Origin of the sequence: Microlunatus elymi, from assembly GCF_007362775.1 — a bacterium.
In the GTDB taxonomy this organism is placed as follows: domain Bacteria; phylum Actinomycetota; class Actinomycetes; order Propionibacteriales; family Propionibacteriaceae; genus Microlunatus; species Microlunatus elymi.
Map to the genome: position 1 here is coordinate 2,150,560 of NZ_CP041692.1, position 26,352 is coordinate 2,176,911.

Annotated in this window: 19 protein-coding genes; 10 read left to right on the forward strand and 9 right to left on the reverse strand. The window is 66.4% G+C overall.

The annotated features are described in order from the left end of the window. Positions 1 to 16: 16 nt before the first annotated feature. Positions 17 to 1,018: a LacI family DNA-binding transcriptional regulator gene (locus FOE78_RS09670; RefSeq protein ID WP_143986098.1), complete on the forward strand. Its 1,002-nt coding sequence runs from the start codon at positions 17 to 19 to the stop codon at positions 1,016 to 1,018. A 41-nt stretch (positions 1,019 to 1,059) separates the two neighbouring features. On the opposite strand, the gene FOE78_RS09675 is transcribed toward FOE78_RS09670, so the two are convergent. The 3 genes from FOE78_RS09675 to FOE78_RS09685 are packed head-to-tail and all read right to left on the reverse strand — an operon-like array spanning position 1,060 to position 4,681. Continuing rightward, complete coding sequence (locus tag FOE78_RS09675) at positions 1,060 to 2,031, reverse strand: carbohydrate ABC transporter permease (protein WP_143986099.1); 972 nt, start codon at positions 2,029 to 2,031, stop codon at positions 1,060 to 1,062. Then, positions 2,028 to 3,023, reverse strand: a complete 996-nt coding sequence (locus tag FOE78_RS09680) for an ABC transporter permease (protein WP_228266128.1) — start codon at positions 3,021 to 3,023, stop codon at positions 2,028 to 2,030. Before FOE78_RS09680 ends, FOE78_RS09675 begins: the two co-directional genes overlap by 4 nt. Then, on the reverse strand, positions 3,020 to 4,681 hold the full coding sequence (locus FOE78_RS09685) for an extracellular solute-binding protein (RefSeq protein WP_143986101.1): 1,662 nt from the start codon (positions 4,679 to 4,681) through the stop codon (positions 3,020 to 3,022). The genes FOE78_RS09680 and FOE78_RS09685 overlap by 4 nt, the downstream gene beginning before the upstream one ends. A 340-nt stretch (positions 4,682 to 5,021) precedes the next feature. On the opposite strand from FOE78_RS09685, the gene FOE78_RS09690 reads away from it, so the two are divergent. After that, positions 5,022 to 7,799 carry a beta-glucosidase family protein gene (locus FOE78_RS09690; RefSeq protein WP_210414907.1) on the forward strand — a complete coding sequence of 926 codons (2,778 nt, stop codon included), beginning with the start codon at positions 5,022 to 5,024 and terminating at the stop codon, positions 7,797 to 7,799. Positions 7,800 to 7,877: 78 nt separating this feature from the next. Here FOE78_RS09690 and FOE78_RS09695 read toward each other — a convergent pair whose 3' ends face one another. Continuing rightward, positions 7,878 to 8,906, reverse strand: a complete 1,029-nt coding sequence (locus FOE78_RS09695) for a LacI family DNA-binding transcriptional regulator (protein ID WP_143986102.1) — start codon at positions 8,904 to 8,906, stop codon at positions 7,878 to 7,880. A 156-nt stretch (positions 8,907 to 9,062) separates the two neighbouring features. Between FOE78_RS09695 and FOE78_RS09700 the strand changes: the two genes are divergently transcribed. The 3 genes from FOE78_RS09700 to FOE78_RS09710 are packed head-to-tail and all read left to right on the forward strand — an operon-like array spanning position 9,063 to position 13,861. After that, positions 9,063 to 10,685 (forward strand): FAD-dependent oxidoreductase, encoded by a 1,623-nt coding sequence (locus FOE78_RS09700; RefSeq protein ID WP_143986103.1) that lies wholly within the window; start codon positions 9,063 to 9,065, stop codon positions 10,683 to 10,685. A gap of 37 nt (positions 10,686 to 10,722) precedes the next feature. Next, entirely contained in the window at positions 10,723 to 12,390 is a 1,668-nt protein-coding gene (locus FOE78_RS09705; protein ID WP_143986104.1) for an extracellular solute-binding protein, read from the forward strand. A gap of 7 nt (positions 12,391 to 12,397) precedes the next feature. Further along, entirely contained in the window at positions 12,398 to 13,861 is a 1,464-nt protein-coding gene (locus FOE78_RS09710; protein ID WP_143986105.1) for an arylsulfatase, read from the forward strand. A 118-nt stretch (positions 13,862 to 13,979) separates the two neighbouring features. Here the strand turns inward: FOE78_RS09710 and FOE78_RS09715 are convergent, their stop codons facing one another. Next, positions 13,980 to 16,010, reverse strand: a complete 2,031-nt coding sequence (locus FOE78_RS09715) for a beta-galactosidase (protein ID WP_143986106.1) — start codon at positions 16,008 to 16,010, stop codon at positions 13,980 to 13,982. Between the two features lie 90 nt (positions 16,011 to 16,100). Continuing rightward, a complete protein-coding gene (locus FOE78_RS09720) occupies positions 16,101 to 17,072 on the reverse strand; it encodes an alpha/beta hydrolase family protein (RefSeq protein WP_143986107.1) in 972 nt (323 codons plus the stop codon). Between the two features lie 191 nt (positions 17,073 to 17,263). Here FOE78_RS09720 and FOE78_RS09725 point away from each other — a divergent pair, with 191 nt between their 5' ends. Beyond that, the gene (locus FOE78_RS09725) at positions 17,264 to 18,850 is read left to right on the forward strand and encodes an LLM class flavin-dependent oxidoreductase (RefSeq protein WP_143986108.1); all 1,587 of its coding nucleotides are present in this window, start codon (positions 17,264 to 17,266) and stop codon (positions 18,848 to 18,850) included. 33 nt (positions 18,851 to 18,883) lie between these two features. Here FOE78_RS09725 and FOE78_RS09730 read toward each other — a convergent pair whose 3' ends face one another. Next, positions 18,884 to 19,708, reverse strand: a complete 825-nt coding sequence (locus FOE78_RS09730; protein WP_143986109.1) for a TrmH family RNA methyltransferase — start codon at positions 19,706 to 19,708, stop codon at positions 18,884 to 18,886. A gap of 215 nt (positions 19,709 to 19,923) precedes the next feature. Here FOE78_RS09730 and FOE78_RS09735 point away from each other — a divergent pair, with 215 nt between their 5' ends. Together FOE78_RS09735 and lepA are read left to right on the forward strand one after the other, a co-directional pair. Then, positions 19,924 to 20,733 (forward strand): alpha/beta fold hydrolase, encoded by an 810-nt coding sequence (locus FOE78_RS09735; protein WP_143986110.1) that lies wholly within the window; start codon positions 19,924 to 19,926, stop codon positions 20,731 to 20,733. Positions 20,734 to 20,846: 113 nt separating this feature from the next. Next, positions 20,847 to 22,718: a translation elongation factor 4 gene (gene lepA / locus FOE78_RS09740; protein ID WP_143986111.1), complete on the forward strand. Its 1,872-nt coding sequence runs from the start codon at positions 20,847 to 20,849 to the stop codon at positions 22,716 to 22,718. 35 nt (positions 22,719 to 22,753) lie between these two features. On the opposite strand, the gene FOE78_RS09745 is transcribed toward lepA, so the two are convergent. Together FOE78_RS09745 and FOE78_RS09750 are read right to left on the reverse strand one after the other, a co-directional pair. Further along, positions 22,754 to 23,404 (reverse strand): NAD(P)-dependent oxidoreductase, encoded by a 651-nt coding sequence (locus tag FOE78_RS09745; protein WP_143986112.1) that lies wholly within the window; start codon positions 23,402 to 23,404, stop codon positions 22,754 to 22,756. 102 nt (positions 23,405 to 23,506) lie between these two features. After that, complete coding sequence (locus tag FOE78_RS09750; protein WP_143986113.1) at positions 23,507 to 24,136, reverse strand: mycothiol-dependent nitroreductase Rv2466c family protein; 630 nt, start codon at positions 24,134 to 24,136, stop codon at positions 23,507 to 23,509. Between the two features lie 109 nt (positions 24,137 to 24,245). On the opposite strand from FOE78_RS09750, the gene FOE78_RS09755 reads away from it, so the two are divergent. Then, complete coding sequence (locus FOE78_RS09755; protein ID WP_143986114.1) at positions 24,246 to 25,472, forward strand: AI-2E family transporter; 1,227 nt, start codon at positions 24,246 to 24,248, stop codon at positions 25,470 to 25,472. 33 nt (positions 25,473 to 25,505) lie between these two features. Further along, positions 25,506 to 26,336, forward strand: a complete 831-nt coding sequence (locus FOE78_RS09760; protein WP_228266129.1) for an S-methyl-5'-thioadenosine phosphorylase — start codon at positions 25,506 to 25,508, stop codon at positions 26,334 to 26,336. The last annotated feature ends 16 nt before the right edge of the window (positions 26,337 to 26,352 follow it).

Consider the following 26,352-nt stretch of genomic DNA (forward strand, 5'->3'; position numbering starts at 1 on the left):
GAGAACCTGGAGCGGGATGGCAACGATCCATGATGTCGCCAAGGCGGCGGGTGTCTCCAATTCCACCGTCTCCTACGTGCTGAGCGGGAAGCGGTCGATCTCGGCCGAGACCCGGCATCGGGTCGAGGACGCGATCAAGCAGCTGGGCTATCGGCCGCACGCCGGGGCCCGGGCGCTCGCTTCCAGTCGCAGTTCCACGTTGGCGCTGGTGGCGCCGTTGCGAGCCGACGTGGACGTGAACGTGATCATGCAGTTCGTCACCGGGGTGGTGACGCGAGCCCGTGATCATGAAATGGACGTGCTGCTGCTCACCCAGGACGACCCGGGCGGCATCGAACGGGCCGCCAACTCGTCCCTGGCCGACGCGTTGATCATGATGGACATCGAGGCCGAGGACCCGCGAATCCCAACCCTGGTTGAGCTGCGCCGGCCCGCGGTGCTGATCGGCCTGCCTGCGGACGCCCGTGGGTTGTCGGTTGTTGATCTTGACTTCGAGGCGGCCGGACGGCTCGCCTGGCAGTACCTGACCGGTCTCGGGCATCGGCAGATCGCGCTGATCGGGCCGACGCCCGCGGTGCTCGGCCGGCACACCTCGTACGCCAATCGGTTGCTGGACGGCTACCGCGGCGCCGCCGAACGCGACGATCGGCCGACGGCGGTCGAACCGGCCGAGGCAGGGCACGCCGGCGGCCTCGCTGCCATCCGCCGGGTGCTGGACCGGATGCCGGAGGTCAGCGCCGTGGTGGTGCACAACGAGGCCGCACTGCCCGGCGTGCTCACCGGTCTGCGCGCGGCCGGACACGAGATCGGCACCGGTATCAGCGTGCTGGCGATCTGCCCGGCCGACGTTGCCGTCCAGCAGGCCGTTCCGTTGACCTCGATCGACATCCCGGCGATCCGGATGGGCAAGATCGCCGTCGACCTGGCGATGGCCAGGATCGACGGCAGCGACGACCCGGAGATCCGGCTGCTCGTTCCTCAGGTCACCGAACGCGACAGCACCAGGGCCCTGCTCTGAACACATCAGAAGGCCCAGCCCTGACGGCGATTCCGCCATCCTCAGCCCTTGATCGCGCCGAAGATCACGCCCTTGGTGAAGTGGCGTTGGACGAACGGGTAGACGATCAGGATCGGGACCAGGGCCAGGGTCATCACCGCCATCTTCACCGGCATGCCGGCGACGACACCGCTGGCGTGCGTGTCGGTAGCACTGGCCCCGCCGGGCAGGTTCGCACCCTGCAACACGTACGAACGAAGCACCAGCTGCAGCGGCCACTTGCTGTTGTCGTTGATGTAGAGCATGGCGTTGAAGAACGCGTTGAAGTAGCCGACGCCGTAGAACAGCGCGACCACCGCGACGACGGCGCCGGACATGGGCAGCACGATCCGGCCCAGGATGCGCCACTCACCGGCACCGTCCATCCGGGCCGCCTCGATGATGCTCTGATCAATACCCATGAAGAAGTTCCGCAAGATCAACACATTGAACGCGCTGACCGCACCGGGCAGGATCAGCGACCAGTACGAGTTGATCATGCCCAGTTTGCTGACCAGCAGGTACGTCGGGATCATGCCGGCGCCGAAGAACATGGTGATCAGGAAGACGAACAAGATCACCCGATGGCCGAACGAATTCGGCTTGGACAGGCCGTACGCGGCCATCACCGAGACCGCGGTGGACAGGGTGGTGCCGACGGCGGTGACTCCGACGCTGACCAGCGCAGCTCGGGTGACCACACCGCCGGACAGGATCTGCACGTACGCCGCCGCGGTGAGCCCGCGCGGCACGATCACCAGACCGCCGGCGTTCACCGACGCCTGGTGGGTGGAGAAGCTGGTCAGCACGATGGTGTAGAGCGGGAACAGGATGGCCAGCACGACGGCGATCAGCACGATCGCCTTGGCGAGGCTGCCGGGGCGGCTGGGTTGTTCGTCCCAGACCGGCCGCAGCGAGTTCCGCCGGCGGGCTCGGGGGCGGCCGGTCGGCGTACCGATGGCCGGTCGGGGCAGGGTGGTGGTGGGCTCGGTCATGCTTTCTGATACACCCCTGATTCTCCGAAGACGTGCGCCAGCTTGTTCGCGCCGAGCACCAGTCCGAGACTGATCACGCCCTTGGCCAGACCGGCCGCTGCAGCGAAACTCCAGTCGCCGTAGATGACGCCTTGGTAGTAGACGTAGGTGTCGATCACCTCCGACACCTGGGCGCCGACCGCCGCCCGTTGCAAGATCAACTGCTCGAAGCCGACCGTCAGCGCGTCACCCAGCCGCAAGATCAACAACAGGATGATCACCGGCTTCAGGGCGGGCAGGGTGATGTGCCACATCCGCTTCCACCGATTCGCGCCGTCCGCCGCGGCGGCTTCGTGCAACGCGGGATCGACCGTGCTCAACGCGGCCAGGAAGATGATGATGCCCCAGCCGGCGTCCTTCCACACCGACTGCGCGGTGATCAGCACCAGGAAGGTGTGCGGGTTGGTCATCAGGTCGAAGCCGGAGTGGCCGTGGTCGCGCAGGGTCTGGCTGATCAACCCGGCACCACCGAACATCTGCTGGAACACCGTCACGACCACGACCCAGCTGAAGAAGTGCGGCAGGTAGACCACCGACTGGATGACGGTCCGGATCCGCGGCGAGATCACACTGTTCAGCAGCAGGGCCAGGATGATCGGGATCGGGAAGAAGAACACCAACTGGAACGCGGTGATCGTCAGGGTGTTCTTCACCGCGTTCAGGAACGTCGGGCTGTCGAACACCCGGACGAAGTTGTCGAAGCCGACGAACGGGCTGTGCAGGAAGCCGGTGTAGGGCGAGTAGTTCTGGAACGCCATCACATTCCCGGCCATCGGGATGTAGGCGAAGATGATCAACAAGATCACAGCGGGCAGGGTCATGATGATCAACGACCGGTCCCGCTTCAACTTGGCTCGCCAGGTCCGCCGGCGCACCGGCGGTGTCGCCGGCTTGACCCGCTTGGTCGCGTCGGCGGATGTCGACGTCGTACGGGGTGGGCTGGTGGTGGTCACTGGTTGTCCAGGATCTGCTGGTAGAACGTGCGCAGCTCGTTGCCGCCTGCGGCCTGCCATTCCTTGATCGCGTCGTCCAGTGCACTGATCGGCTTGCGGCCACGGCCGATGTCGGACTCCAGATCGGTGAACGGCTGCCCGATCGAGGCGTACTGCGACGGCTCGGTGATGTTCATGCCGTAGAACAACGGCTCCTTGACCGACTCGCCGGCCTTGATCGCCCAGGTGCAGTAGTCCTTCACGAAGCCGGGGTACTGCACGTGCGCCTCGACCACCGGCGGATCCACCAGGAAGATGTACGTGGGTTGGACTTCCTTGGCAGCCAGGTCCGTCGGCTGCGGCAGACCATCACTGTCCAGGTTGTAGTGCACACCCTCGACGCCGTAGTTGATCAACTGGAACTCATCGGTGCCGAACGGCGCCGCGAGGGCGTTGGCCAGCTTCAGCAACTCCTCGATCTTGGCCTTGTCGTCGGTCTTCTTGATGAAGGAGTACATACCGGCGCCGGCCCCCTTCCAGTAGACCGGCGCGGTCGAGGCGTCGGCGCCGAAGGGCAGGAACGGCATCTGGGAGTAGCTGGGGTTGCCCTTCAGGTTGTCCCGCAGGGCCTCGTTCCAGCCGCCGGTGCCGTCGAAAGCCATCATCGTCCGGCCGGACTGGAAGCGCGCCTTGGCCTCATCGGTCTTGCCGGCGACGGCATCGGGATGCACCACGCCGGCCTTGAACATCTTGTGCGACCACTCCAAGGCTTCCTTGTATTCCGGCGTTTCCACCCGGTTGATCAACTTGCCACTGTCGTCCAGTCGCCATTTCGGCACCAGCGAGAAGATCAATCCCATCGCGTTCCACGGGTCGTCCGAGCCCCACTGCTTCTTGCTCGGATCGGTGAGCTCCTTGGCCAGATCGAGGAAGTCCTGCGCGCTCTTCGGATCCGCGGTGATGCCCAGCTTCTTGAGCAGGTCGTCGCGATAGAAGATCGCGTTGCCGACGCCGCCGCTGGACGGATAGGGCAGCCCGTAGAGCTTGTCGTTCCAGACACACGCCTTCCACGCGTCGGTGGGGATGTTGGCCAGGTTGGGGTATTTGGTCACCGCGTCGCCGGCCAGGTGCGGTGTCAGGTCGAGGAAGACGTTCTCGACGATCTCGCTGCCGAAGCGGGCGGGGAGGTTCCAGCTGGGGATCTGGACCCAGTCGGCGACGTCCTTCTTGGAGGCCAGGACGGTGGCGAGTTTGTCGCCGTAGGTGTTGCCGTCGGAGATCTGGAAGTCGATCGTGTCGCCCAGCATCTTGTTGACGGCCTCGTAGTACTGGTTGCCCTTGCTCGGCGGGATGGTTCCCCACAGCGGCGTCATCGCGGTGATCGTCTTGCCGGTGCCCGGCGTCGTCTTCACCGACTTGACCAGCGTGGTCGGCATCTTCGCGTAGCCGGCCGGTGAACCGTTCTTCGCCGGGAAGTCGGGTTTGGCGTACTCGATCGGTACGTACTTCGGCAGGTTTCCTGCCGACACCTTGCCGGCGGTGCTGGCTTGCGGGGTGGTGGATCCGGATGAGGAGCAGCCGGACAGGGCGCCGCCGGCGCCGACGGCGGCGGCGCTGAGTCCGAGGGCGGTGAGGAAGCCGCGGCGGTTGAGCCCGCGGGCGCTCGGGGTGGGTGTCATGACGGTCACTCCTTTGTGGGACGCGCAGGTCTGGAACGGACAGGCCGGCGACGCCGGCTCCGATGACAACGGGTTGTCGAATCGCTTCGACGCTGCAGACTAAGGGTCCCCGTGGTCGATCTGCAAGCACCGGACCACCATCGCGATCGGATCGAAACCAGGAATGGTGTGCTCAGGTGGCGTTTCTTGCGCAATGCGCGGCAGACGTTGCAAGTTGACGAAGTCCCCGGCAGAATCGCGGCATCCGAATTCATCACTGCGGTGGGCGGCTGATGATCGAATCGATTCGAAACTGTCGACGCCTATCGGGCCGAGCGTGTCGACGTGAGGGGCGTGCAACGTGGCTGATCCTGTGACCGAGCTGCTCGGCCGGCTGACGTCCGCGGAGAAGCTGTCTCTGCTGCATCAGTCCGCGCCGGCCATCGACCGACTCGGGCTGGCGGCCTTCAACACCGGCGGCGAGGCGGCGCACAGCGTGGCCTGGCGCGGGACCGCGACGGTGTTCCCGCAACCGGTCGGGTTGGCTGCGACCTGGGACCCGGAGTTGTTGCGCCGGCTCGGTGCCGTGGTCGGCACCGAGCTACGTGCCAAGCGGCTGAGTGATCCGTCGATCGGGTTGAATGTCTGGGCGCCCGTGGTCAATCCGTTGCGACATCCGCGCTGGGGTCGGAACGAAGAGGGGCTCAGCGAGGATCCGTGGCTGACCGCCGAACTCGCCACCGGGTACGCGCGCGGACTGCGTGGTGATCTTGAACGGTGGCGGGTGGTGCCGACCCTGAAGCACTTCTGCGGCTACAACAACGAGACCGATCGCGACGTCAGCTCGTCGGTGCTGTCGCGGCGGGTGTTGCACGAATACGAACTGCCGGCCTACCGCGGACCGATAGCCGCCGGCGCGGCCGGTGCGGTGATGGCGTCGTACAACTTGATCAACGGCCGACCCGCGCACGTCAGCGCCGATTTGTTGGACGAGTTGCGATCGTGGACCGACGACTCGCTGCTGGTCGTCTCGGATGCGTACGCGCCCGGCAACCTGGCGGGATCCCAACGCTACTTCGAAGATCATCCGGCCGGTTATGCGGCGGCCCTGCGCGCCGGGGTGGACTCCTACACCCAGGACGACGCCCGACCTGCCGGCACCTTGGCCGCGCTGACCGAGGCGCTGGAGCGTGGGCTGATCACCGAGGCCGACGTCGACCGTGCAGCCGAGCGCGTGCTGCGACTGCGGGAAAGGACCGGTGAGCTGGACGAGACCGACCCGTACGCCGCCGGGCCGGACAAGATCACCGAAGCTGATCTTGATCGACCGGAGCACCGATCGTTGGCGCGGGAAGCCGTGGCAGCCTCGATTGTGCTGCTCCGCAACGAGAATCTGCTGCCGCTGCAGCCGACGGGGAGAATCGCGGTGATCGGGCCGCTGGCCGACCGGGTGCTCTGCGACTGGTATTCGGGAACGCCGCCCTACCGGGTCTCCTTGGCCGACGCACTCAGTGAGGCGGTCGGCGACAATGGCGAGGTACGCCTGGTCGACGGTGCCGATCGGGTGGCGCTGATGCCGCTGTCGCCCGTGGGCGAACAGACGCTGGCCGGCAGCCAGACGCGTCCTGGCTACTTGCGCACGAATGGCGGGGTGATCACTGCCGACGGCGTCATGATCGGCGGCTCGCCGGAGTCGGCTGCCGTCGTCGCGATCACCGATTGGGGCCACGGCATCTGCACCATCACCGCAGACACCGGCAAGTTGTGGACGGTCTCGGACGGGCGCTGGGTACGAGCGGATGCGGACCGGGTCGGCGGCTGGGAAGTGCAGCAGAGCTTCCGCCTCCATCGCCGGCTCGACGGCAGCTGTTCGATCCAGCACCTTGGTACGCGCAAGTGGCTGCGAGTGGACGCGGCCGGTGCGCTCTGTGTTGAAGTCGGCCGGGCGGAGGAGGCGACCCGCTTCCGGACCATGATCATCTCCGACGGTTGCGCGGCAGCTGCGGACGCGGCGGACTGGGCCGACACCGTCATCGTGACGGTCGGCAACGAGCCGCATCTGCTCGGCCGGGAGACCGAGGACCGACCGGACCTCGAACTGCCGCAATCCCTAACAGGCTTGATCACAACGGCCCGGCAGAACTGTGATCGGACCGTGCTGGCGATCATCTCCAGCTATCCGTACGCGCTCGACGACGTCGCCGCGGGCAGTCCGGCGATCGTCTGGAGCAGCCATGGCGGTCAGGAACTCGGGCACGGGTTGGTGGACGTGCTGACCGGCGCCGCCGACCCCGGCGGCCGGCTGGCTCAGGCCTGGCCACGCCTCGGCCAGCGACTGCCGGACCTGCTGGACTACGACATCATCGGTTCGCGATCGACCTACTGGTACGACGATCAGCCGCCGCTGTTCCCGTTCGGCCACGGCCTGGGCTACGGCGAGGTGCGCTACCAGGATCTGGCGATCGAGACCGGCCCGGACTCGGTGCCGGTCGGTGCCGTGGTGACTGTGCACAATCCGGGCGATCGGTCGATGAGCGAGGTGGTCCAGGCGTACACGACGGCCGTTGAGCCCCGGCTTGCTTTCCCGCGGCGCTTGGCCGGTTTCACGAAGATCACGCTGGCGCCGGGTGAGACGCGTCGCGTTGTGGTTGAGTTGCGGCGCGAGGCGTTCATGATCTTCGACGTGGTGTCGTCGAGGATGATCATCGAGACCGGAGCGTACGAGGTCCGGGTCGGCAGCAGCGTGGACGACATCCGGCTGCAGGCGTCGGTGTCGATGACCGGTGAGACCGTCGGTCCGCACCCGTTGGAGCAGGGGTTCGCGGCGACCGCGTTCGATCAGTCCGAGGACGTCCGGCTGGTGCCTCGGGATCCGCTGCGGGACGAGGTCGTGGAGGCCGATGACGGCCGGATCGCCTTCCTCGCCGTCGATCCCGGCACCTCGACCACCCTGGAACTGCGGGTCCGCAATACGGCTCGCAGGTCGGGCCGGGTGACGGCATGGTTCGGCGACCACTGCCTCGGCACCGTGCCGACCGACTCGCAGTGGACGACCCAGCAGCTACCGATCAGCGGGCCGCCAGCACGATTGGAGCTGCGGCTCCAGTCGGCTGCCGTGGACACCCTGCGCGGCCGCTGATCCGCTCCCGCGCACCTGCGGCGCTCCCGCGCAAGTTCGAACCTTCGCGGCAGCGCCGCCGGTGCGCGGGAAGCCGAGTCAGCGGCGCAGCAAGGTGCTTCCCGGGCGGACCGGGCAGGGGAGCAGCTCGTGGTAACTCCGCGCAACTTCACCGTTCATCAGTTCGATCAGGATTTCCACCGCGCGTGAGCCGAGGTCACGCCGAGGCGACTCCAGGTGGGTCCAGTCCCGGCTGGAGCCGTATCCCAACGAGTCGAGACTGACCACACTCAGCCCATCCGGTATGTCGATCCGCTCGGCTGCGCAGAGCGTCCCGATCCGCTCGGCCAATGGATAGGAGTCCACGATCATTACCGTCACCGACCGGCGCAGCAGGTCGTTGATCAACTCCGCGGTGATTTCGTCCGCCTCGCGCCGAAGGTGCGCGACCAGCTCGATGCCGGTTGCCGCCTGACCGTCGCGAAAGCCCGCGAATCGCTGCTCCCGTGGCAACATCTCCGCCCGGCCGGCCAGATAGGCAACCCGGCGGTGCCCCAGCTCGGCGATCAACTGCACCATCTTGCGGACGCCGTCGACGTAGTCGGGCACCACGTACGGCATCAGCTCGGCCGCCCGTTGCCGGCGCCCGATGAACACAAACGGGAATTGTTGCCTGGCCAGCTCCTCCAGTTCCTCGTCATGCTCCTGGAATCCGAGGATCACCGCACCGTCGGCGATCCGGAGCCGGTTGGTGCCCTCGCGGTAGATGCTCTGGCCAGCGCCGGCCTGGTGCACCGAGGTGATCATGACCAGATCCTGTCCGGCTGCCGTCGCCTGCTGTTCTATGCCGACCATGAACTCGTAGTAGTAGTGATCGGCCCCGGTCGGGAACATCGGCTCGAACGTGTGCACACCGATCAGCCCGTTGCGGCCGCCCCGCAACGCCTGGGCCGTCACGCTGGGCACGTAGCCGAGCTCGGCGATCGCCTTCCTGATTCTGCGTTCGGTTTCCGCGGTGATCCCGTACTGCTCGCTCTTGCCGTTGAGCACCAACGAGACCGTGGTCTGTGACACCCGCGCCCGAGCGGCGATGTCGCGTTGGCGTGGACGGCCGGCCAAGTCGATCAACTCCCATCGCGGTGGTCTGCTGGCAGAAAGCTTATCTAATAGGAATTAGTAACTGTGAAGGTCTTGACGGGGTGAGGGTCGATCCGTGGACACTGATGCCATCCGTCCCGATGCGCGGACGGTGTCAGGCAATCGCGGGGACGTTGGAGAACACCTATGGAGCAGAACACGGACGTGCTCGTCGTCGGCGGCGGTCTCGGCGGAGTCGCGGCAGCGCTGGCCGCGCTGCGGCTCGACCGGACGGTCGTACTGACCGAGGAGTCGCCGTGGCTCGGCGGCCAGCTCACCTCGCAGGCGGTGCCGCCGGACGAGCATCCGTGGATCGCCGAGCAGGGCGCGAGTCGTAGCTATCGCGATCTCCGGTCGCGGATCCGCGGTTACTACCAACGCAACTATCCGCTGACCGACGACGCGGCCGGCGATCCGCTGCTCAACCCCGGTGGCGGCGGGGTGAGCGCGTTGTGTCACGAGCCGCGGGTCGCGGTGGCCGCCATCGACGAGCTGCTGGCGCCGTACCGCTCCGGTGGCCAACTGGTGGTGCTGATGCAACACGAGCCGGTCGCCGCGGACACCGCCGGTGATCAAGTCACCGCAGTCACCCTCCGCGACCGCGAGGCCGGTGACGAGACCACGATCACCGCGCCGATGATCATTGACGCGACCGAGCTCGGAGACCTGCTGGAGCTGGCCGGGGTCGAGCATGTCAACGGTGCGGAGAGCCGGGACGACACCGGTGAGCTGCATGCCGTCGACGGTCCGGCGCAGCCGCTGGATCAGCAGTCCTTCACCTGGTGTTTCGCGCTGGATTACCTGCCGGACGGCGATTTCACCATCGACAAGCCGGCCACGTACGACTTCTGGCGCGGCTACCAGCTCGACTTCTGGCCGGCGCCGATGCTGTCCTGGGAGGATGTCGCGCCGACCACCCTGCAGCCGAGGAGCCGGCCGATCTTCGCCGACCCGGACTCGGCGCGCGGTGCGGTCGCCAACGACCTGTGGCACTACCGGCGGATCTTCACCATCAAGCATCATCAACCGGGCCGTTACGTCAGCGACGTGACCCTGGTCAACTGGCCGCAGATCGATTACCTGGAAGGGCCGCTGATCGGCGTCGACCCGCAGGAACGGGAGAAGCACCTGGAGGGTTCACGGCAGCAGAGTTTGTCCTTCCTGTATTGGATGCAGACCGAAGCGCCACGGCTGGACGGTGGCGCCGGCTATCGGGGTCTGCGTCCGCGCGGTGATCTTCTCGGCAGTCATGATCATTTGGCACTGCGGCCCTACATCCGTGAGTCGCGGCGGATCAGGGCCGAGTTCACCGTGCTCGAGGAACACGTCGGGGTGGAAGAGCGCGCCGCCAAGGGATTGCCGGCCGGGTCGGCCGAATTCGCCGATTCGGTCGGCGTCGGCTCCTACCGGATCGACCTGCATCCCAGCTGGGGCGGTGACAATCCACGCCGCACCTACGTCGACGTCTCCAGCTACCCGTTCCAGGTCCCGCTCGGTGCGCTGATCCCGCAGCGCGTGGAGAATCTGCTGCCCGGCAACAAGAACATCGGCACCACCCACATCACCAACGGCTGCTACCGGCTGCATCCGGTGGAGTGGTCGATCGGCGAAGCCGCAGGTGCCTTGGCCGCGTACAGCCTGAACACCGGCCACACGCCACGCAAGGTGCGCGCGGACACCGAACTGACCGCCGATTTCCAGCGACTGCTCACCGACAAGCTCGGCTTCCAGCTCGGCTGGCCGGAGGAGATCCGTACTCACGCTCGCTGACCATCCCGCTCGGCGATCTCACAAGGAAGTGACCGCTATGACCATGACATCCAATGCTGCATCCGGACATCCTTCCGCGATTCAGGTTTCCCGGCGCCACCTGCTGGCCGGCGGAATCGCTGCCGGCCTTGGCATCGGGACGCTGGCAGGATGTAGCGACCCGACCAAGGAGGCGAATACCGCCGAGCGCAATGTGGGCGCGAAGCTTCCGACCTACACGCCGGTGGACCTGGTCCAGCCGGATCTTCCGGGCAACGAAGTGCTGATGTCCGGCTACTACACCTATCCACGACATCCGAAGCGCGTGTTCGACAAGCCGCCGGCATCGGGCCTGGATCAGATCAAGATCATGTATCCGACGTTCGTACCAACTCCACCGGGAGCGAGCAAGAACAAGTTCTATGCACAATTCCAGGACAACGTGGGCTGCACGTTGAACATCAGGGCGATCTCGTCACCGGATTATCCCGCGGCGTTCCAGACCACGATCGCCGGCGGAGACGTCCCGGACCTGTGCATGTTTCCCCGGCCGACCCCGGACGAGCCGCGGGTGATGAACAAACTGTTCTGTGATCTCGGACCTTATCTCGCCGGTGACGCGGTGAAGGATTTTCCTTACCTGGCGGCGATGCCGCCGGACACCTGGCGGATGACGGTGTCCAACGGGAGCGTCTATGCGGTGCCGCAGCCACGGCCGGTCGCGCCGCAGGCGATCTTCGTCCGACTCGACCTCGCCGAACAACTCGGCCTCAACCCGGAGCCCGGCGGCTACGACGAATTCCACGAGTTGATGCGCGGCTTCACAGACAAGAAGGCGCGGCGCTGGGCATCGGCCAGTCCGAGGCCGGTGATCAACTTCATCGGCATGATGCTGGGTGCGCCGAACAACTGGTCGGAGGAGGGCGGCAAGTTCACCTACCAGCTGGCTGACGAACGCTGCATCGACGCTATTCAACGTGTCGCCGGGATGGTCAAGGAAGGTCTGTTCCATCCGGACTCCGCGTCGATCGTCTACGACAAGATCCGTACGGTCTTCTACGCCGGCCAGACCGGACTGCTCGGCGACGGTGCAGTCGGCTGGGATCTCTTCGTCCGTCAGCTCGGCGGGCCGGTGGACGGCGCGAAGAAGCTGGGCATGATCAACGCCCCGAAGGAGAACGGCGGCGGCGACGCCCGGCACTATGCAGGCACCAGCGTGCAGGCCGTCACCGTGATCAAGAAGGACCTCGGCGAGGACAAGACCCGGAAGATCTTGAACTTCCTCAACTTCCTGGCGACGCCGATCGGTTCCCGGGAACATCTGGAACGCAAGTACGGCGTCGAAGGCTCCGACTTCACCTGGGTCGACGGCCTGCCGACGCTGACCAAGATGGGCACGTCGGAGTTCATGGACGTGCAGTACATCACCGACTCGATGACGACCATCGGCCCGGGACCGAAGCTCGGCGTCGATCGGCAGTATGCGTGGCACAAGCGAGCCTCGGCGGACCCGCTGCGTGATCCCACGGTCGGTCTCTACTCCGACACCTACAGCCGAAAGGGCGCGACCCTGAACGAGTTGATCAACAACGCCACAAACGATGTGATCTACGGCCGGAAGCCGATCAGCACGCTCACCGACGCGTATCAGGACTGGCGGAAGAAGGGTGGCGACAAGATCGCCGCGGAGTTCGCCGAGTCGCTGGCCGCAGAGTCGAAGCGCTGAGTCGGCCGTGACCGGGGTCGGGAGCCACGCCGAGCAGGATCGGCCGAATGTGCTGTTGATCATGGCCGACCAGTGGCGAGGCGATTGTCTGAGTGCCGCCGGCCATCCGTCGGTGCGGACCCCGTTCCTGGATCGACTCGGCAGCCACGGCGCGAGATTCGATCGTGCCTATTCGGCGACGCCGACCTGCATCCCTGCCCGCGCGTCGCTGATGACCGGACTGCGGCCGGTGCATCACGGCCGAGTCGGCTATCTGGACGGGGTGCCGTGGGACTATCCGGTCACCCTGCCGGGCGAATTCACCAGTCACGGCTACCAGACTCAGGGCGTCGGGAAGATGCACTTCTTTCCGGAGCGGTCGCAGCTCGGTTTCCAGAACGTGATCTTGCACAGCCCGACCGGCATCGTCCGGCAGGCTCGGCAGCAGGGGAAGGATCCGGATCGGGTCGACGATTACCTGCCCTGGTTGAGATCTCAGCTCGGTCGAGACGCGAGCTTTGTTGATCACGGCATCGACTCCAACTCCTGGGTGGCCAGACCGTGGGACAAGCCGGAGCACACGCATCCGACGAATTTCGTCGCAGGTCAGGCTGCGACGTTCCTACGTCGTCGCGATCCGCGGAAGCCGTTCTTCCTGTTCGCGTCGTTCAACGCGCCGCATCCGCCCTACGACCCGCCGAGATGGGCGTTGGAGCAGTATCTCGACATCGATCGGCCAGATCCACCGGTGGGCGACTGGGCCGACCTCTTCACGCCGTACGCGAAGCCCGACGACCCGACCTCGTTCGTCGGCAAGATCAGCCGCGACCAGCTGCGACGGGCGATGGCCGGCTACTACGGCCACATCACGCACGTCGACCAGCAGATCAATTACCTGCTCGAGGAGCTGGACCAGCACGATCTGCGGCAGAACACCATCGTCTGCTTCCTGGCTGATCACGGTGAGATGTTGGGTGATCATCATCTGTTCCGGAAGGGCTACCCGTACGAGGGATCCGCACGAATCCCGATGCTGCTTTCCGGGCCCGGCGTTGCCGCCGGAATCGTCAACGACGCCGCGGTGGTCGAACTGGGCGACGTCATGCCCACGCTGCTCGAGCTGGCCGGGCTGCCCATCCCTGCCGGGATCGACGGGCTCAGCTTCGCTCCGCAGGCACGTGGTGAGGACGCCGGATTCCGCGAGGTGCTGCACGGCGAGCACACGTTGTTCGGACAATCGTTGCAATGGCTGACCGACGGCCGGGAGAAGTACGTGTGGTTCAGCGGCACCGGCCGCGAGCAACTCTTCGACCTGAGCCGAGATCCGCACGAGGTCGCGGATCTGTCCACCGATCCCGCCCGTCAGGATCGGCTGCAGCGTTGGCGATCTCGATTGATCGCCCAGCTCAGTGGGCGGGAGGAGGGCTTCACGGACGGAACGCGGCTCATCCCCGGTCGAACCGTGCATCCGGTGCTCTCGCAGCTTCGCTAGCGCGCTGAAACGCGGAGATCGAGGCACCAGACAGCCGATCCCCCCCGACACGGGCATTTCGGCAAGATGGTGCCTCGATATCAGGGCTCGGTGAGGTACAGGCGATATCCGGGCGACTTCACGTTGCCGGGAGCAGGACCTTTGCATCCTCGGGACCGAGATCGACGCTGCCGGTCAGCCGCCCGTCGGTCAGCAGGTCGCGCCATTGTCCGGGGAGGCCGACGGTGATCGTGGTCAGGGTGTGGTTGAAGAGGAACAGCGCGTCACCGCGACGCACCACCTCGACACCGTCGGGGATCGCTTCCAGCGCCGGACGGACACCCGCGCGTTCGGCGACGAGCATGATCAAATTCCGCAGTTGATCGGCGGACGGCACCGTACCGACGTACCAGGAATGTCCTTGCCGGTAAGGATTGTGCAAGATCGCAGGCCGTCCGTCGACGGGTCCGCCGGTGAAGGTTGCAACGACCTCAGCGCCGTCGGCGCGCAGTTGCTCCGACCACAGCCGGACTGCACCCTCGCCCAACAGGTCCGACGTGACGGCCACCTCGTCACGGTCCGCCAGCGGCAGCCACTGCTCACCGCTGAGCCCGAGGACGTCGGACAGGCCGACCGGGAAGCGGCCGCGGCGGACGTGGCCGTTCACGTCGGCAACCCCGGAGAACGGGCCGAGGACCAGGGAGCCGCCCGAGGCGACATAGCCGCGCAGATTCGCCTGGGCCGCGTCGGTGAGCAGGTAGGCCGACGGCGCCAGCACCAGTCGGTAGCGGGAGAGATCATCGGTGCTGTCGACGATGTCGGCGGTGATGCCGGCCCGCCACAGCGGCTGATACCAGGATTGGAGTTGTTCCAGCACCCGCAGGCGTTTGGACGGTGCCGACGGCTCCTCGGCCGCCCACCAGCTCGGCCAGTCGAAGATCATCGCCACCTCGGCAGCGGGTTGTTGATCAAGAACCGGTCGCAGGGTCTTCAACTCCTGACCGTGCGCCACCACGGCCCGGAAGCGATCGCTGTCGGCGCCGGCGTGCGGGACCAATGCGGCGTGGAACCGTTCGGTGCCCGCCGTCGAGGCCCGCCACTGGAAGTAGCAGGATCCGGCGGCCCCGCGGGCAATCGCACGCAACGACTCCAGCCGAGTGCGGCGGGTGGACTTGGCGACGTTGTGCTCGCGCCAGTTCACCGCCCCGGCCGCCTGCTCCAGATACATCCAGCCGCGGCCCCGGCCGAGCGATCGCATGAGGTCGTTGGTCATCGCCGCGAACACGGGGGAGTCGGGATCGTTCGGATCGGGGTAGCCGTCATCGGCGATCACGTCCAACTCGCCGGCCCAGCTGCGGTAGTCGGCCAGCGAGTAGAACCCCATCAGGTTGGTGGTCACCGGCACGTCGGGATGTTCGTCGATGATCATGGCCCGCTGCTCGCGGTAGAGATCGAGGAACTGATCGGAAGTGAACCGCTGGAAGTCCAGCCGCTGCGACGGGTTGATCAAGTACGGCGCGGTGCGCGGCGGAATGATCTCCTCCCAGCTGCTGTAGCGCTGGCTCCAGAACGCCGTTCCCCAAGCCTGGTTGAGAGAATCCAGATCTCGGTAGCGTGTCTGCAGCCACCAGCGGAAGCTGTCGGCACACAGGTCGCAGTAGCACGGCGTCCCGTACTCGTTGCCGATATGCCACATCACCACCGCAGGATGATCACCGAACCGGCGCAGCAGCTCGGCAACGATCCGCCGCGAATGCTCGCGATATACCGGCGAGCTGGCGCAGTAATGGTTGCGCGACCCGTACCCCAGCCGTACACCGTCGGCATCGACCGGCAGCGTCTCGGGCCAGCGGTGAGGAAGCCACGGCGGCGGGGAAGCGGTCGGGGTCGCCAGGTCCACCGCGACCCCGTGATCATGCAGCAGATCCAGCACCTGCTGCATCCAGTCGAAGGTGAAACGTCCCGGCTCCGGCTCCAACGACGCCCAGCTGAAGACACCAACGGTGGCGAGGTTGACGCCGGCCTCCTGCATCAGCCGGGCGTCCTCGACCCAGACCTCCGGATCCCACTGCTCGGGGTTGTAGTCACCGCCGTAGAGGATGCCGAGCCGATCGGTGAGGGCCGTCAGGCCAGGTCGGTCGGCCGCGGGTCGGGGAGCGTGCTGCGTCATACATCCGTCCTGATCGTCGTGTCGTCCCCGCAGACTATCGAGGGCGAACGGGACCGGCCGCCACAGCATCCGCTGTGCGGTCAACCGGACTCATCCGAACAGCGACTGCAACCAATCGACGATCATCCGTACGCTGTCCGGGTCGAGCCGACCGCCGGGCTGGTTGTAATGCTCGGCGGGCGCGGCGGCGATCTCCGCGAGCGACCGAGTGTCCTGTTTGAACACGTGATTGGCGTCGGCCGGGAACTCGAAGCGGACGTTGTCCATATCGCGAGCGGCTGCCTGCAACGGCTGTCCGTCCGCCTCGACGTCGACCTGCTGGTCCTTCCTGCCGATCATGATCAACATCGGAACCGCCACCTGGGGCAGGGAAAGCGTGGCGTCCTCGTCCCACAACTCACGCGCCAGCGGCAGATTGGCCGGAGTCTCGAAACTGGCCAGCAGTTGTTTGACACTGTCGGGCAGCGACGGATCGGGATCCATCGGCTGTCCGGCCGTGTAGCGTTCCGCCGCCGCACGGACCATGGGCATCAGTGCTTCACCGCCGGGCACGTTGGCTGCCTGGCGGGCCAACTGGGAGATGACGACTTCGCCGACGGCGCGGCCGGGCGGAGCCAGCAGCACCAGCCCGATCAGGCCGATCGGTTGATCGCTGGTCGCGTAATGCAGCAGGTGCAGGGTGCCTTCGCTGTTGCCGAGTCCCGCGATTCTGTTCGGATCGATGAAGTCCCGAGCGGCAAGCACCCCGACCGCGGCGATCAATTCGTCCAGATGCGACTGCATGCTGAACGTGCCGACCAGTCTTTGGATGTCCTCGAGGGGCCCGGTTGCACGCTTGTCGTAGCGGATCGACGCGATCCCGGCCTCGGCGAGGACCTCGGCGAACAGCTTCCCGCTGCCGTTGCTGCCGGGCAGCAACGGTGAGCACCAGTCCCGATCGGTCGGACCGCTGCCCGCGACCATGACGACGGCGGGGAACGGACCGTCGCCTTCCGGCCGTACGACGGTGCCACGCATCGTGATGTCGTCGAGTTGCCAGGTCAGGTTCTCCGAGCTCGCCATCCGGCCATCATGACAGCAGATCGCTCGGGCGCGGTCTCGCGCTGGCGCGCTCGACGGGAGTTCAATTTGACCTCCAAGACTTGGCGCGCTGACCTTCAAGACTTGGCGCGGCGGTTTGTGGCGTAATGATCTTGAGAACGCCGGCCGTTATGATCTCGTCCGCCGGCAGGTCAACCCGGAATGAGGTACGGATGCCCGATTACGGCCGCGAACTCAGCTTCGGAACGTTCATCACGCCGGCCAACGCCGACCCACAGCACGCGGTCGAGCTCGCTCAGCTGTCAGAGCGGCTGGGACTGGAGCTGGTGACCTTCCAAGATCATCCTTATCAGCCGGCGTTCCTGGACACCTGGACCTTGATCAGCTACGTCGCCGCCAGGACCGAACGGATCTCGCTCAGCGCCAACGTGACCAATCTGCCGTTGCGACCACCGGCGGTGCTGGCCCGAAGCGTCGCCAGCCTCGATCTGCTCAGCGACGGCCGGATCGAGCTGGGTCTCGGGGCGGGTGCCTTCTGGGATGCGATCGAGGCGATGGGCGCCACGCGGTTGACGCCGGGGGAGTCGATCGAAGCGCTGGAAGAGGCGATCATCATCCTGCGGGCGCTGTGGGACGCCGACCAGCGAGGTGGGGTTCGAGTCGACGGCAAGCACTACCGGGTGCACGGCGCCAAGCGTGGCCCAGCTCCCGCGCATCCGGTGGGGATCTGGATCGGCGCCTACAAGCCGCGGATGTTGCGGTTGACCGGCCGGCTCGCCGACGGCTGGCTGCCCTCGGAGGGTTACCTTCAGCCCGGCGACCTGGCGCGCGCGAACAAGATCATCGACGAAGCCGCGGTCAAGGCCGGTCGACGCCCGGCCGACATCCGCCGGCTGCTGAACCTGTCCGGCCTCGAGATTGATCATCTGGTCGAGCTAGCCGTGGTCGACGGCATCGATACGTTCATCGTCCCCGCCGACGACGCGGCGGCCGTGCACCAGGTCGCCGCAGTGGCCGAAGAGGTACGCGATCGCGTCGCCCGCGCCCGCGAGAAGTCGTCCCACCACGGGCCTGGTGACCACCACGCCAACCAGATCCCTGAGCACCAACTAGACAAGGGCCCTGAGCCTGTCGAAGCGCCGGAACCGCACCGATCTGAACCCGAGCTCACCGACCGATCGGAGTACGACCGACTCGGCGTCCATCCGACGCCGGACGACGGTGCCCGGCTGCTGCCACGCCAACCCTGGGACGAAGCCGGCCGGCCGCATCGCCGCCCCTCGGGCCCGGAGGTCGAATACACCGCACGCGGTCGTGCGGTCGGCAAGCACCTGATCGACGTCCATGATCATCTCCGCGAGGAGTTGACGGTCGTCCGCGACATCGTCGAGCAGGTTCGGACCGGCGCCGTTCAAGCTGCCGCAGCAAGATCAACGATCAACGACCTCACCATGAGACAGAACGACTGGACGCTCGGTGCGTACTGCGCTTCCTACTGCCGCCTGGTGGCCGGTCACCACGGGCTGGAGGACGAGTCGATCTTCCCGCACCTGCGCCAATCCGATCGTGATCTTGGTGAGATCCTCGATCGGCTGATCGACGAACACCAGGTGATCCACGAGGTGCTGGAGGAGATTGACCGCCGGCTGGTCGGCGTGATCGAGGACCCGGGCCACTACGAGCCGCTGCAGGAGGCGGTCGATCTGCTCAGCGACACCCTGCTGTCCCACCTGTCGTACGAGGAGCAGGAGCTGGTCGAACCGTTGGCCCGCTTCGGTTTCTACGCCCACCAGGTCTGAGCCGAGCCTGCATCGGCGAGCTCCGACGCAGTCTTACCAGCGCTCGCGCTGGCTGCGGGCGTGGTAGAGCAGCACGCCGGCCGACACGGCCACGTTGAGTGAGTCGGCGCGGCCCAACATCGGCACCTGGACTCGAGGAAAGTCGCGCCAGGAATCCGAAGCACCGTAGCGCTCGTTGCCCAGCACGATCGCGGTCGGCCCGCGCAGATCGGACCGCGGATACGGTACGCCGCCGTTCGCGTCGGCGACCATGATCGACACCGCACGGTCGCCCAGCCAACCGATCACCTGTTCCGGGGTCTGGATGATCAACTGCGGCAGCGTCAGACTCAGCCCGCGGCTGCCGCGGAAGACCTGATCGCCGTCCGGCCGGGCACGTACATTCGTCATGATCAACAAGTCGCCCCGGCAGGCATCCATCGTCCTGATCACGGTGCCGATGTTGCCGGGACTCTGCAGCCCGTCGGCGACCACGATCAACGCATCCGGACCGAGTCGAAGCCCATCAGGTCGCCAGCGCGGCACCTCGATGATCGACGCCAGTCCGTCCGAACGGTCACGATCGGAGAATCGCTGAATGATCTTGCTGGACAGCCGATAGCACTGGTCGGCGTAATCGGTGCACTGCTCCGCCAGCAGGGCGGCTTCGGTTGTGTGCAACAACTCCGGAACCAGGAAGACGGTCTCGAAGTGTGCTCCGGCGTCGATCGCCGCCTGGTGCGCCCAGACTCCGTCGATCAGCAGCCGGCCCGGGACGTGCCCACGCCGGACCGCCAACCCGTGGCGGACTTCAGCGTGCGAGACCCCGATCTGCTGCGCCCGCTGCGGCTCGCCCGGTCGGGCGACGGAGGCGGGCATTCCAGATCACCCTCATGGTCGTGTCCTCATGCCCGCATCCTGCTTCGCGGCAAGACGTGCTGCAAGGCAATTTCGCGAGGCAAGGGTTCCCGAGGCAAGGGTTCCCGAGACAAGGGTTCCCGAGACAAGGGTTCCCGAGACAAGGGTTCCGAGACGAGGGGTTCCGAGACGAGGGCCGTGGCGCGGCTCCGTCGTGGGTCTCTACGATCCCGTAGATGATCACTTCGAAAGACCACGGCACGGTCAGCGTCCGCGGTGCGGAACTCGCCTACACCAATATCGGCTCCGGACCGGCCGTGATCGTCGCGCACGGCTTGACCAGCAGCAGAGCCAGCAACCAGAAGTCCGGCCTGCTGGACATGTCGGCGGTCGCCGAGGCCGGTTACACCGTGATCAGCTACGACGCCCGCGGACACGGCGAGTCCACCGGAACCCCGGACCCGGACGACTATCTGTGGACGGCGCTGGCCGACGATCTGCTCGGCTTTGCCGACGCAGTCGTCGGTGACGATCATTTCAGCCTGATCGGCAGTTCGATGGGTACGGCGACCGGCATCTTCGCCGCGCTGAAGCAGCCCGACCGGATCGCCGCCCTCGTACTCACCGCACCGCCGACCGCGTGGCAGACGCGTGCCGCCCAGGCCGAGCTCTATCGCACCATGGCCGACGCCGTGGAACGAAATGATCAAGAAGCCGTTGCCGAGCTGCTCGAGTCGTCCGCCCAACCGGAGATCTTCGCCGCCTTGGGAGCGGAGCCGCTGACCCCCGACATCACTCCGGAGCTGATGCCGGCAATCCTGCGCGGCGCCGCGGCCACCGATCTGCCGCCGCTGTCGCAGATCGCGACGATCGGCCAGCAGACGCTGCTGCTGCCCTGGGCGACCGACCCCGGTCATCCGGTGTCGACGGCCACCGCTCTGGCCGAGGCGATGATCAACTCGCGGCTGCGGATCGCGCACACCGCCGAGCAGGTCCAGCAGTACGGCGACTGGTCGGCGGCGTTCCTGCGCGAGGTCGTTGGTTGAGCCGCTTGAGGTTCGCAGCCGTGGCGATCGGGTGCCGACGGTCGAAGGTGGCCGGTTCGCCGAGTCGTGGAAAGATGGGCCCCTAGTCCGACGCTCCAACCAGACGGGAAACCGTGTCCGCTCAAACCACCCGCAACACCGGGCCGGCCGCACCGCAGCCGGGCCGGACCGACCCTGCCATCATCCGCAACTTCAGCATCATCGCCCACATCGACCACGGCAAGTCGACGCTGGCCGACCGGATGCTGCAGCTGACCGGGGTGGTGGAGGAGCGTTCGATGCGGGCGCAGTACCTGGACCGGATGGACATCGAGCGCGAGCGCGGCATCACCATCAAGTCCCAGGCGGTCCGGATGCCGTGGACACGCGGAGATCACACCTACGTGCTGAACATGATCGACACCCCCGGACACGTCGACTTCACCTACGAGGTGTCGCGATCGCTGGAGGCGTGTGAGGCTGCAGTGCTGCTGGTCGATGCGGCGCAGGGCATCGAGGCCCAGACGCTGGCCAACCTGTACTTGGCGATCGACGCCGACCTGCACATCATCCCGGTGCTGAACAAGATCGACCTGCCAGGGGCCCAGCCGGAGAAGTACGCCGAGGAGTTGGCCGGCATCATCGGCTGCGACCCGGCCGACGTGCTCAAGGTGTCGGCCAAGACCGGTGAGGGCGTACCGGAGCTGCTGGACCAGATTGTGCAGCAAACCCCTGCCCCACAAGGCAATGCCGAGGCTCAGGCCCGCGCGTTGATCTTCGATTCGGTCTACGACACCTACCGCGGCGTGGTCACCTACGTCCGGGTGGTGGACGGCCGGATCAGTCACCGGGACCGGATCTTGATGATGTCCACCAAGGCCACCCACGAGGTGCTCGAGGTCGGCGTGATCTCACCGGAACCGATCAAGACGCCCTCGCTGTCGGTCGGCGAGGTGGGCTATTTGATCACCGGTGTGAAGGACGTACGGCAGTCCCGGGTCGGCGACACGGTGACGCTTTCTGCCAAGCCCGCAACGGAAATGCTGGCCGGCTACCGGCATCCGAATCCGATGGTGTTCGCCGGGCTCTATCCGATCGACGGCGCCGACTACCCGGAGCTGCGGGAGGCGTTGGAGAAGCTGCAACTCAACGACGCGGCGCTGACCTACGAGCCGGAAACCTCGGGTGCGTTGGGATTCGGTTTCCGTGCGGGCTTCCTCGGCCTGCTGCACATGGAGATCGTCCGCGAGCGACTGGAACGCGAATTCGATCTTGACCTGATCTCCACCGCGCCCAGCGTCGTCTACTCCGTACAGATGGAGAACGGCGAGCAGCACACGGTCACCAACCCGTCCGAATTCCCCACCGACGGCAAGGTCGCCGAGGTCCGCGAGCCGATGGTCCGCGCCACCATCCTCAGCCCGACCGACTACATCGGAACGATCATGGAGCTCTGCCAGGCCCGGCGGGGAATTCAACTGGGGATGGATTATCTGTCCGCCGACCGGGTGGAGATCCGTTACCGGCTGCCGCTGGCGGAGATCGTTTTCGACTTCTTCGACGCGCTCAAGTCACGCACCAAGGGTTACGCCAGCCTGGACTACGAGCCCGACGGTGAGCAGAGCGCCGACCTGGTCAAGGTCGACATCCTGCTGCACGGCGAGCCGGTGGACGCGTTCTCCGCGATCGTGCACCGCGACAAGGCCTACGCGTACGGGGTGGAGATGGCCGGCAAGCTGAAGGACCTGATCCCGCGGCAACAGTTCGAGGTGCCGATCCAGGCCGCGATCGGGTCGCGGGTGATCGCCCGGGAGACCATTCGGGCGATCCGCAAGGACGTGCTGAGCAAGTGCTACGGCGGCGACATCACCCGCAAGCGCAAGCTGCTGGAGAAGCAGAAGGAAGGCAAGAAGCGGATGAAGATGGTCGGCCGGGTCGAAGTCCCGCAGGAGGCCTTCGTCGCGGCACTGGCCACCACCGAGCCGACCAAGGACGCCAAGAAGTAGCGCCTCCAGCCGGATCCAGGCTCCCGGATCCAGGCTCAGTGTCCGGTGGTGAAGCGCTGCCGGATGTGGTTGCCCTGCTCGATCTCGTCCAGATAGGCCAGCGCGAAGTCGGCGCCGGAGATCTCCGAACTGCCGTCGTCCTGGGTGACCAGCAGGTCGCCGCCGGTGCGGTAGCTGCCGGTCGCCTCGCCGGCAGCGTACGAGCCGAACAGCGCGGCGGGGGAGACGTAGAACCAGTCCAGCTCGGCCGGCGCCCGGCGCAGCGCCTCGAGCACCGCGGCATGCGCGGTCGCCTCCGGTTTCCAGTCCTCGTTGAACTCGGGCGTGTCCAGCAGTCGAGGTCCGCCCTCGGCGACCAGCGAGCTGGCCGCACCGCCGACGAACGACAGCCGGGTGCCATGGGCGATCGACGCGTCGATCAACGACGGCAGCACGTCGAGCAGCGGACGTCCGTCGACGTCGGCGCCGTGCACCGCGATCACCAGATCGTCGGCCTCGGCCGCGGCCCGGTCGACCACGGCCGGATCGGTCAAACTGCCGGTGCGGTAGTCGACGCCGTCGATCGGCTCGGCCGGCGCGCCGCTCCTGCTGTACGAGGTGACCCGGTGCCCGCGGCGTACGGCCTCGCGGGCGATGTGCCCGCCTGCGTACCCGGTCCCGCCGAAGATGATGATCTGTCGTGTCATGCCCACCTCAATTCCATTGCCCGCCGAACTATTCCCGCCGAGTTGTCAGAAGGTGGTTGGGTGATGGGCCAACTACCTTCTGACAACTCGGCGGTGGTGGGGTCAGCTGAAGTCGAGGCCGCCGGTCCGGGTGCGCTTCAGTTCGAAGAAGTGCGGGTTGCCGGCCAGCAGCACGGCGCCGTCGAACATGTCCAGCGCCTGCTGTCCGCGCGGAATCGCATTCAGCACCGGGCCGAAGAAAGCGACCCCATTGACGTGGATGGTCGGGGTGCCGACCTCGTCGCCGACCGGGTCCATGCCCTCATGGTGGGACTTGCGCAGCGCCTCGTCGTAGTCGGTGCTCTCGGCGGCTTCGGCCAACTCGGCGGGCAGGTCGAGCTCGTCCAGCGACTCCTTGATCACCCGCTCGTACAGCTCGTCGCCGTCCTTCTTGTAACCGAGGTTGTGGATCCGGGTGCCCATCGCGGTGTAGAGGTCGCGCAGGATCGGCTCGCCCTTCAACTGCGCGGCGGCGATCGCGACTCGCACCGGACGCCAGCCGGAGTCGAGCCCCTTCTTGTAGCCGGCATCCAGGTCACGGCCCTCGTTCAGCACGGCCAGGCTCATCACCCGGAATCGCAGGTCGAGGTCGCGCTGTTTCTCCACCTCGAGGATCCAGCGGGACGAGATCCAGGCGAAGGGGCAGATCGGATCGAAGTAGAAGTCGACCTTGGTACGTTGCGCGTCAGTCATCGGCACTCCCCGGGGCAGATCCATAGTTGACGGCTCAAACCTAGTCCGGGGCTCCGACACCGACGCATCGTCCCAATCAGCGGTCATCGGTCCCAGTAGGGTCACAGCCATGTCCACTGAGCCAGTTGAGACCACCGGCGCGTCGTCGACGGCGTCCCGGTTCGGCGCACCGTTGTGGGGCATCGTCGTCGCCGGGGCACTGGTGCTGCTGTGTGCCGGTCTGCGCGAAGTGGCCGACATCGTCGCCCCGATGTTCTTGATCATCACCCTGGTCATGACCTTCCAGCCGCTGCGCCGGATCTTCCTGCGCTGGCACTTCCCGAACTGGCTGGCCAGCCTGCTGGTGCTGATCGCGATCTATCTGATCATGGCGATCATCCTCGGCGCGGTGGCGCTCTCGGTCACCCAGCTGGCCCTGCAACTGCCCGAATACCAGAAGGCATTCGAGGGCGGCTACGACTGGGCGCTGAAGACGTTGCGTGCATTCGGCGTGGACACCTCGGACTGGCGCAGTCTGTTGTCCAAGATCGACATCAGCAGCTTCACCGGGGCGGCACAGGGCGTGCTCAGCGGAGTCACCTCGGGGTTCTCGCTCGTCGGCCTGATGGCGTTGGTGGCGATCTTCTTCGCCTTCGACGGTGCCACCGGGCAGGCGCGGGTGGCGTTGATCCGGACGCTGCGTCCGTCGATCGCCGACGCCTTCACCGACTTCGCCGATCGCGTCCGCAGCTACTGGATCGTGACCACCGTGTTCGGCCTGATCGTGGCGATCTTCGACGTGGTCGCCTTGTGGATCATCGGCGTGCCGCTGGCGCTGACCTGGGGCGTACTGGCGTTCGTCTCCAACTACATTCCCAACGTCGGCTTCATCATCGGTCTGGTGCCGCCCACCTTGATCGCGTTGCTGGCCGGCGGTTGGGGACCGGCCCTGGCGGTCGTCATCTCGTACGTGGTGATCAACTTCGTCATCCAGACCCTGATCCAGCCGCGCTTCACCGGCGACGCCGCCGGCATCAGTGCCAGCGTCGCCTTCATCTCGTTGATCTTCTGGGCCGCGATCCTGGGGCCGCTCGGTGCGCTGCTCGCGGTCCCGGCAACCCTGTTCGTGAAGGTGATCTTGATCGACCACTCGCCGAACGCTCGATGGTTCGGAGCGTTGATCACCGCCGACGTCGCCGAGGAGAAGAAGCTGCCCCGGCAGAAGAACCGCTCCTTTCGCCGGGCCGAGCCGGCCAACCGGAAGCCGCGATCGTCGGCGCAACAGGTGAACGAAGGCTCGTCCGACGAGCCGTCGGGAGAACGGGCCGACGACGCGTCGACCGGCGACGGGGGCTGACAAACCTGGCCGCCGACCCGTACAGTCTCAGCCGTGTCTGATAGCGCAGAACTGACCAGCAAGCCCGACATCGGGATCATCGGCGGCACCGGCTTCTACTCCTTCCTGGAAAATCCGCAGACCGTCGAGGTGGAGACGCCGTTCGGCAAGCCCAGTGCACCGATCTCGGTCGGCAGCGTGGAGGGCCGGCAGGTCGCGTTCCTGCCCCGGCACGGGTTGAACCACCAATATCCGCCGCACATGGTGAACTACCGTGCCAATCTCTGGGCGCTGCGCTCGGTCGGCGTCCGGCAGGTGCTGGGCCCGTGCGCGGTCGGCTCGCTCAAGCCGGAGTACGGCCCCGGCACGTTCGTGGTGCCCGATCAGGTCGTCGATCGGACCTGGGGACGCAAGCACACCGTGTACGACGTGGAGGGTCCGGTCGTGCACATCGGCTTCGCCGACCCGTACTGCCCGCGCGGCCGGAAGGCCTTCCTGAGCAGCGCAACCAGCGAGACCGGCGCGCTGGTGGACGGCGGCACCCTGGTGGTGATCAACGGGCCGCGGTTCTCCTCCCGTGCCGAGTCGCAGTGGCATGCCGCGGCCGGCTGGTCGGTGGTCGGGATGACCGGTGTGCCGGAGTCGACCATCGCCCGCGAGCTGGCGATGTGCTACTCGACGGTCTGCCTGGTCACCGATCACGACGCCGGTGTCGAGGGTGGTGAGGCGGTCTCGCACGCCGAGGTGGTGAAGCAGTTCGGCGCCAACATCGGCCGACTGAAGTCGCTCCTGCTGGACGTGATCAAGGCGCTGCCGGAGGCCGAGTCCGACGAGGACGCGCAATGCAGCTGCCGCCGCGCCCTGGACGGCATCGAACTCCCGTGACCTCACCGACTTGTCA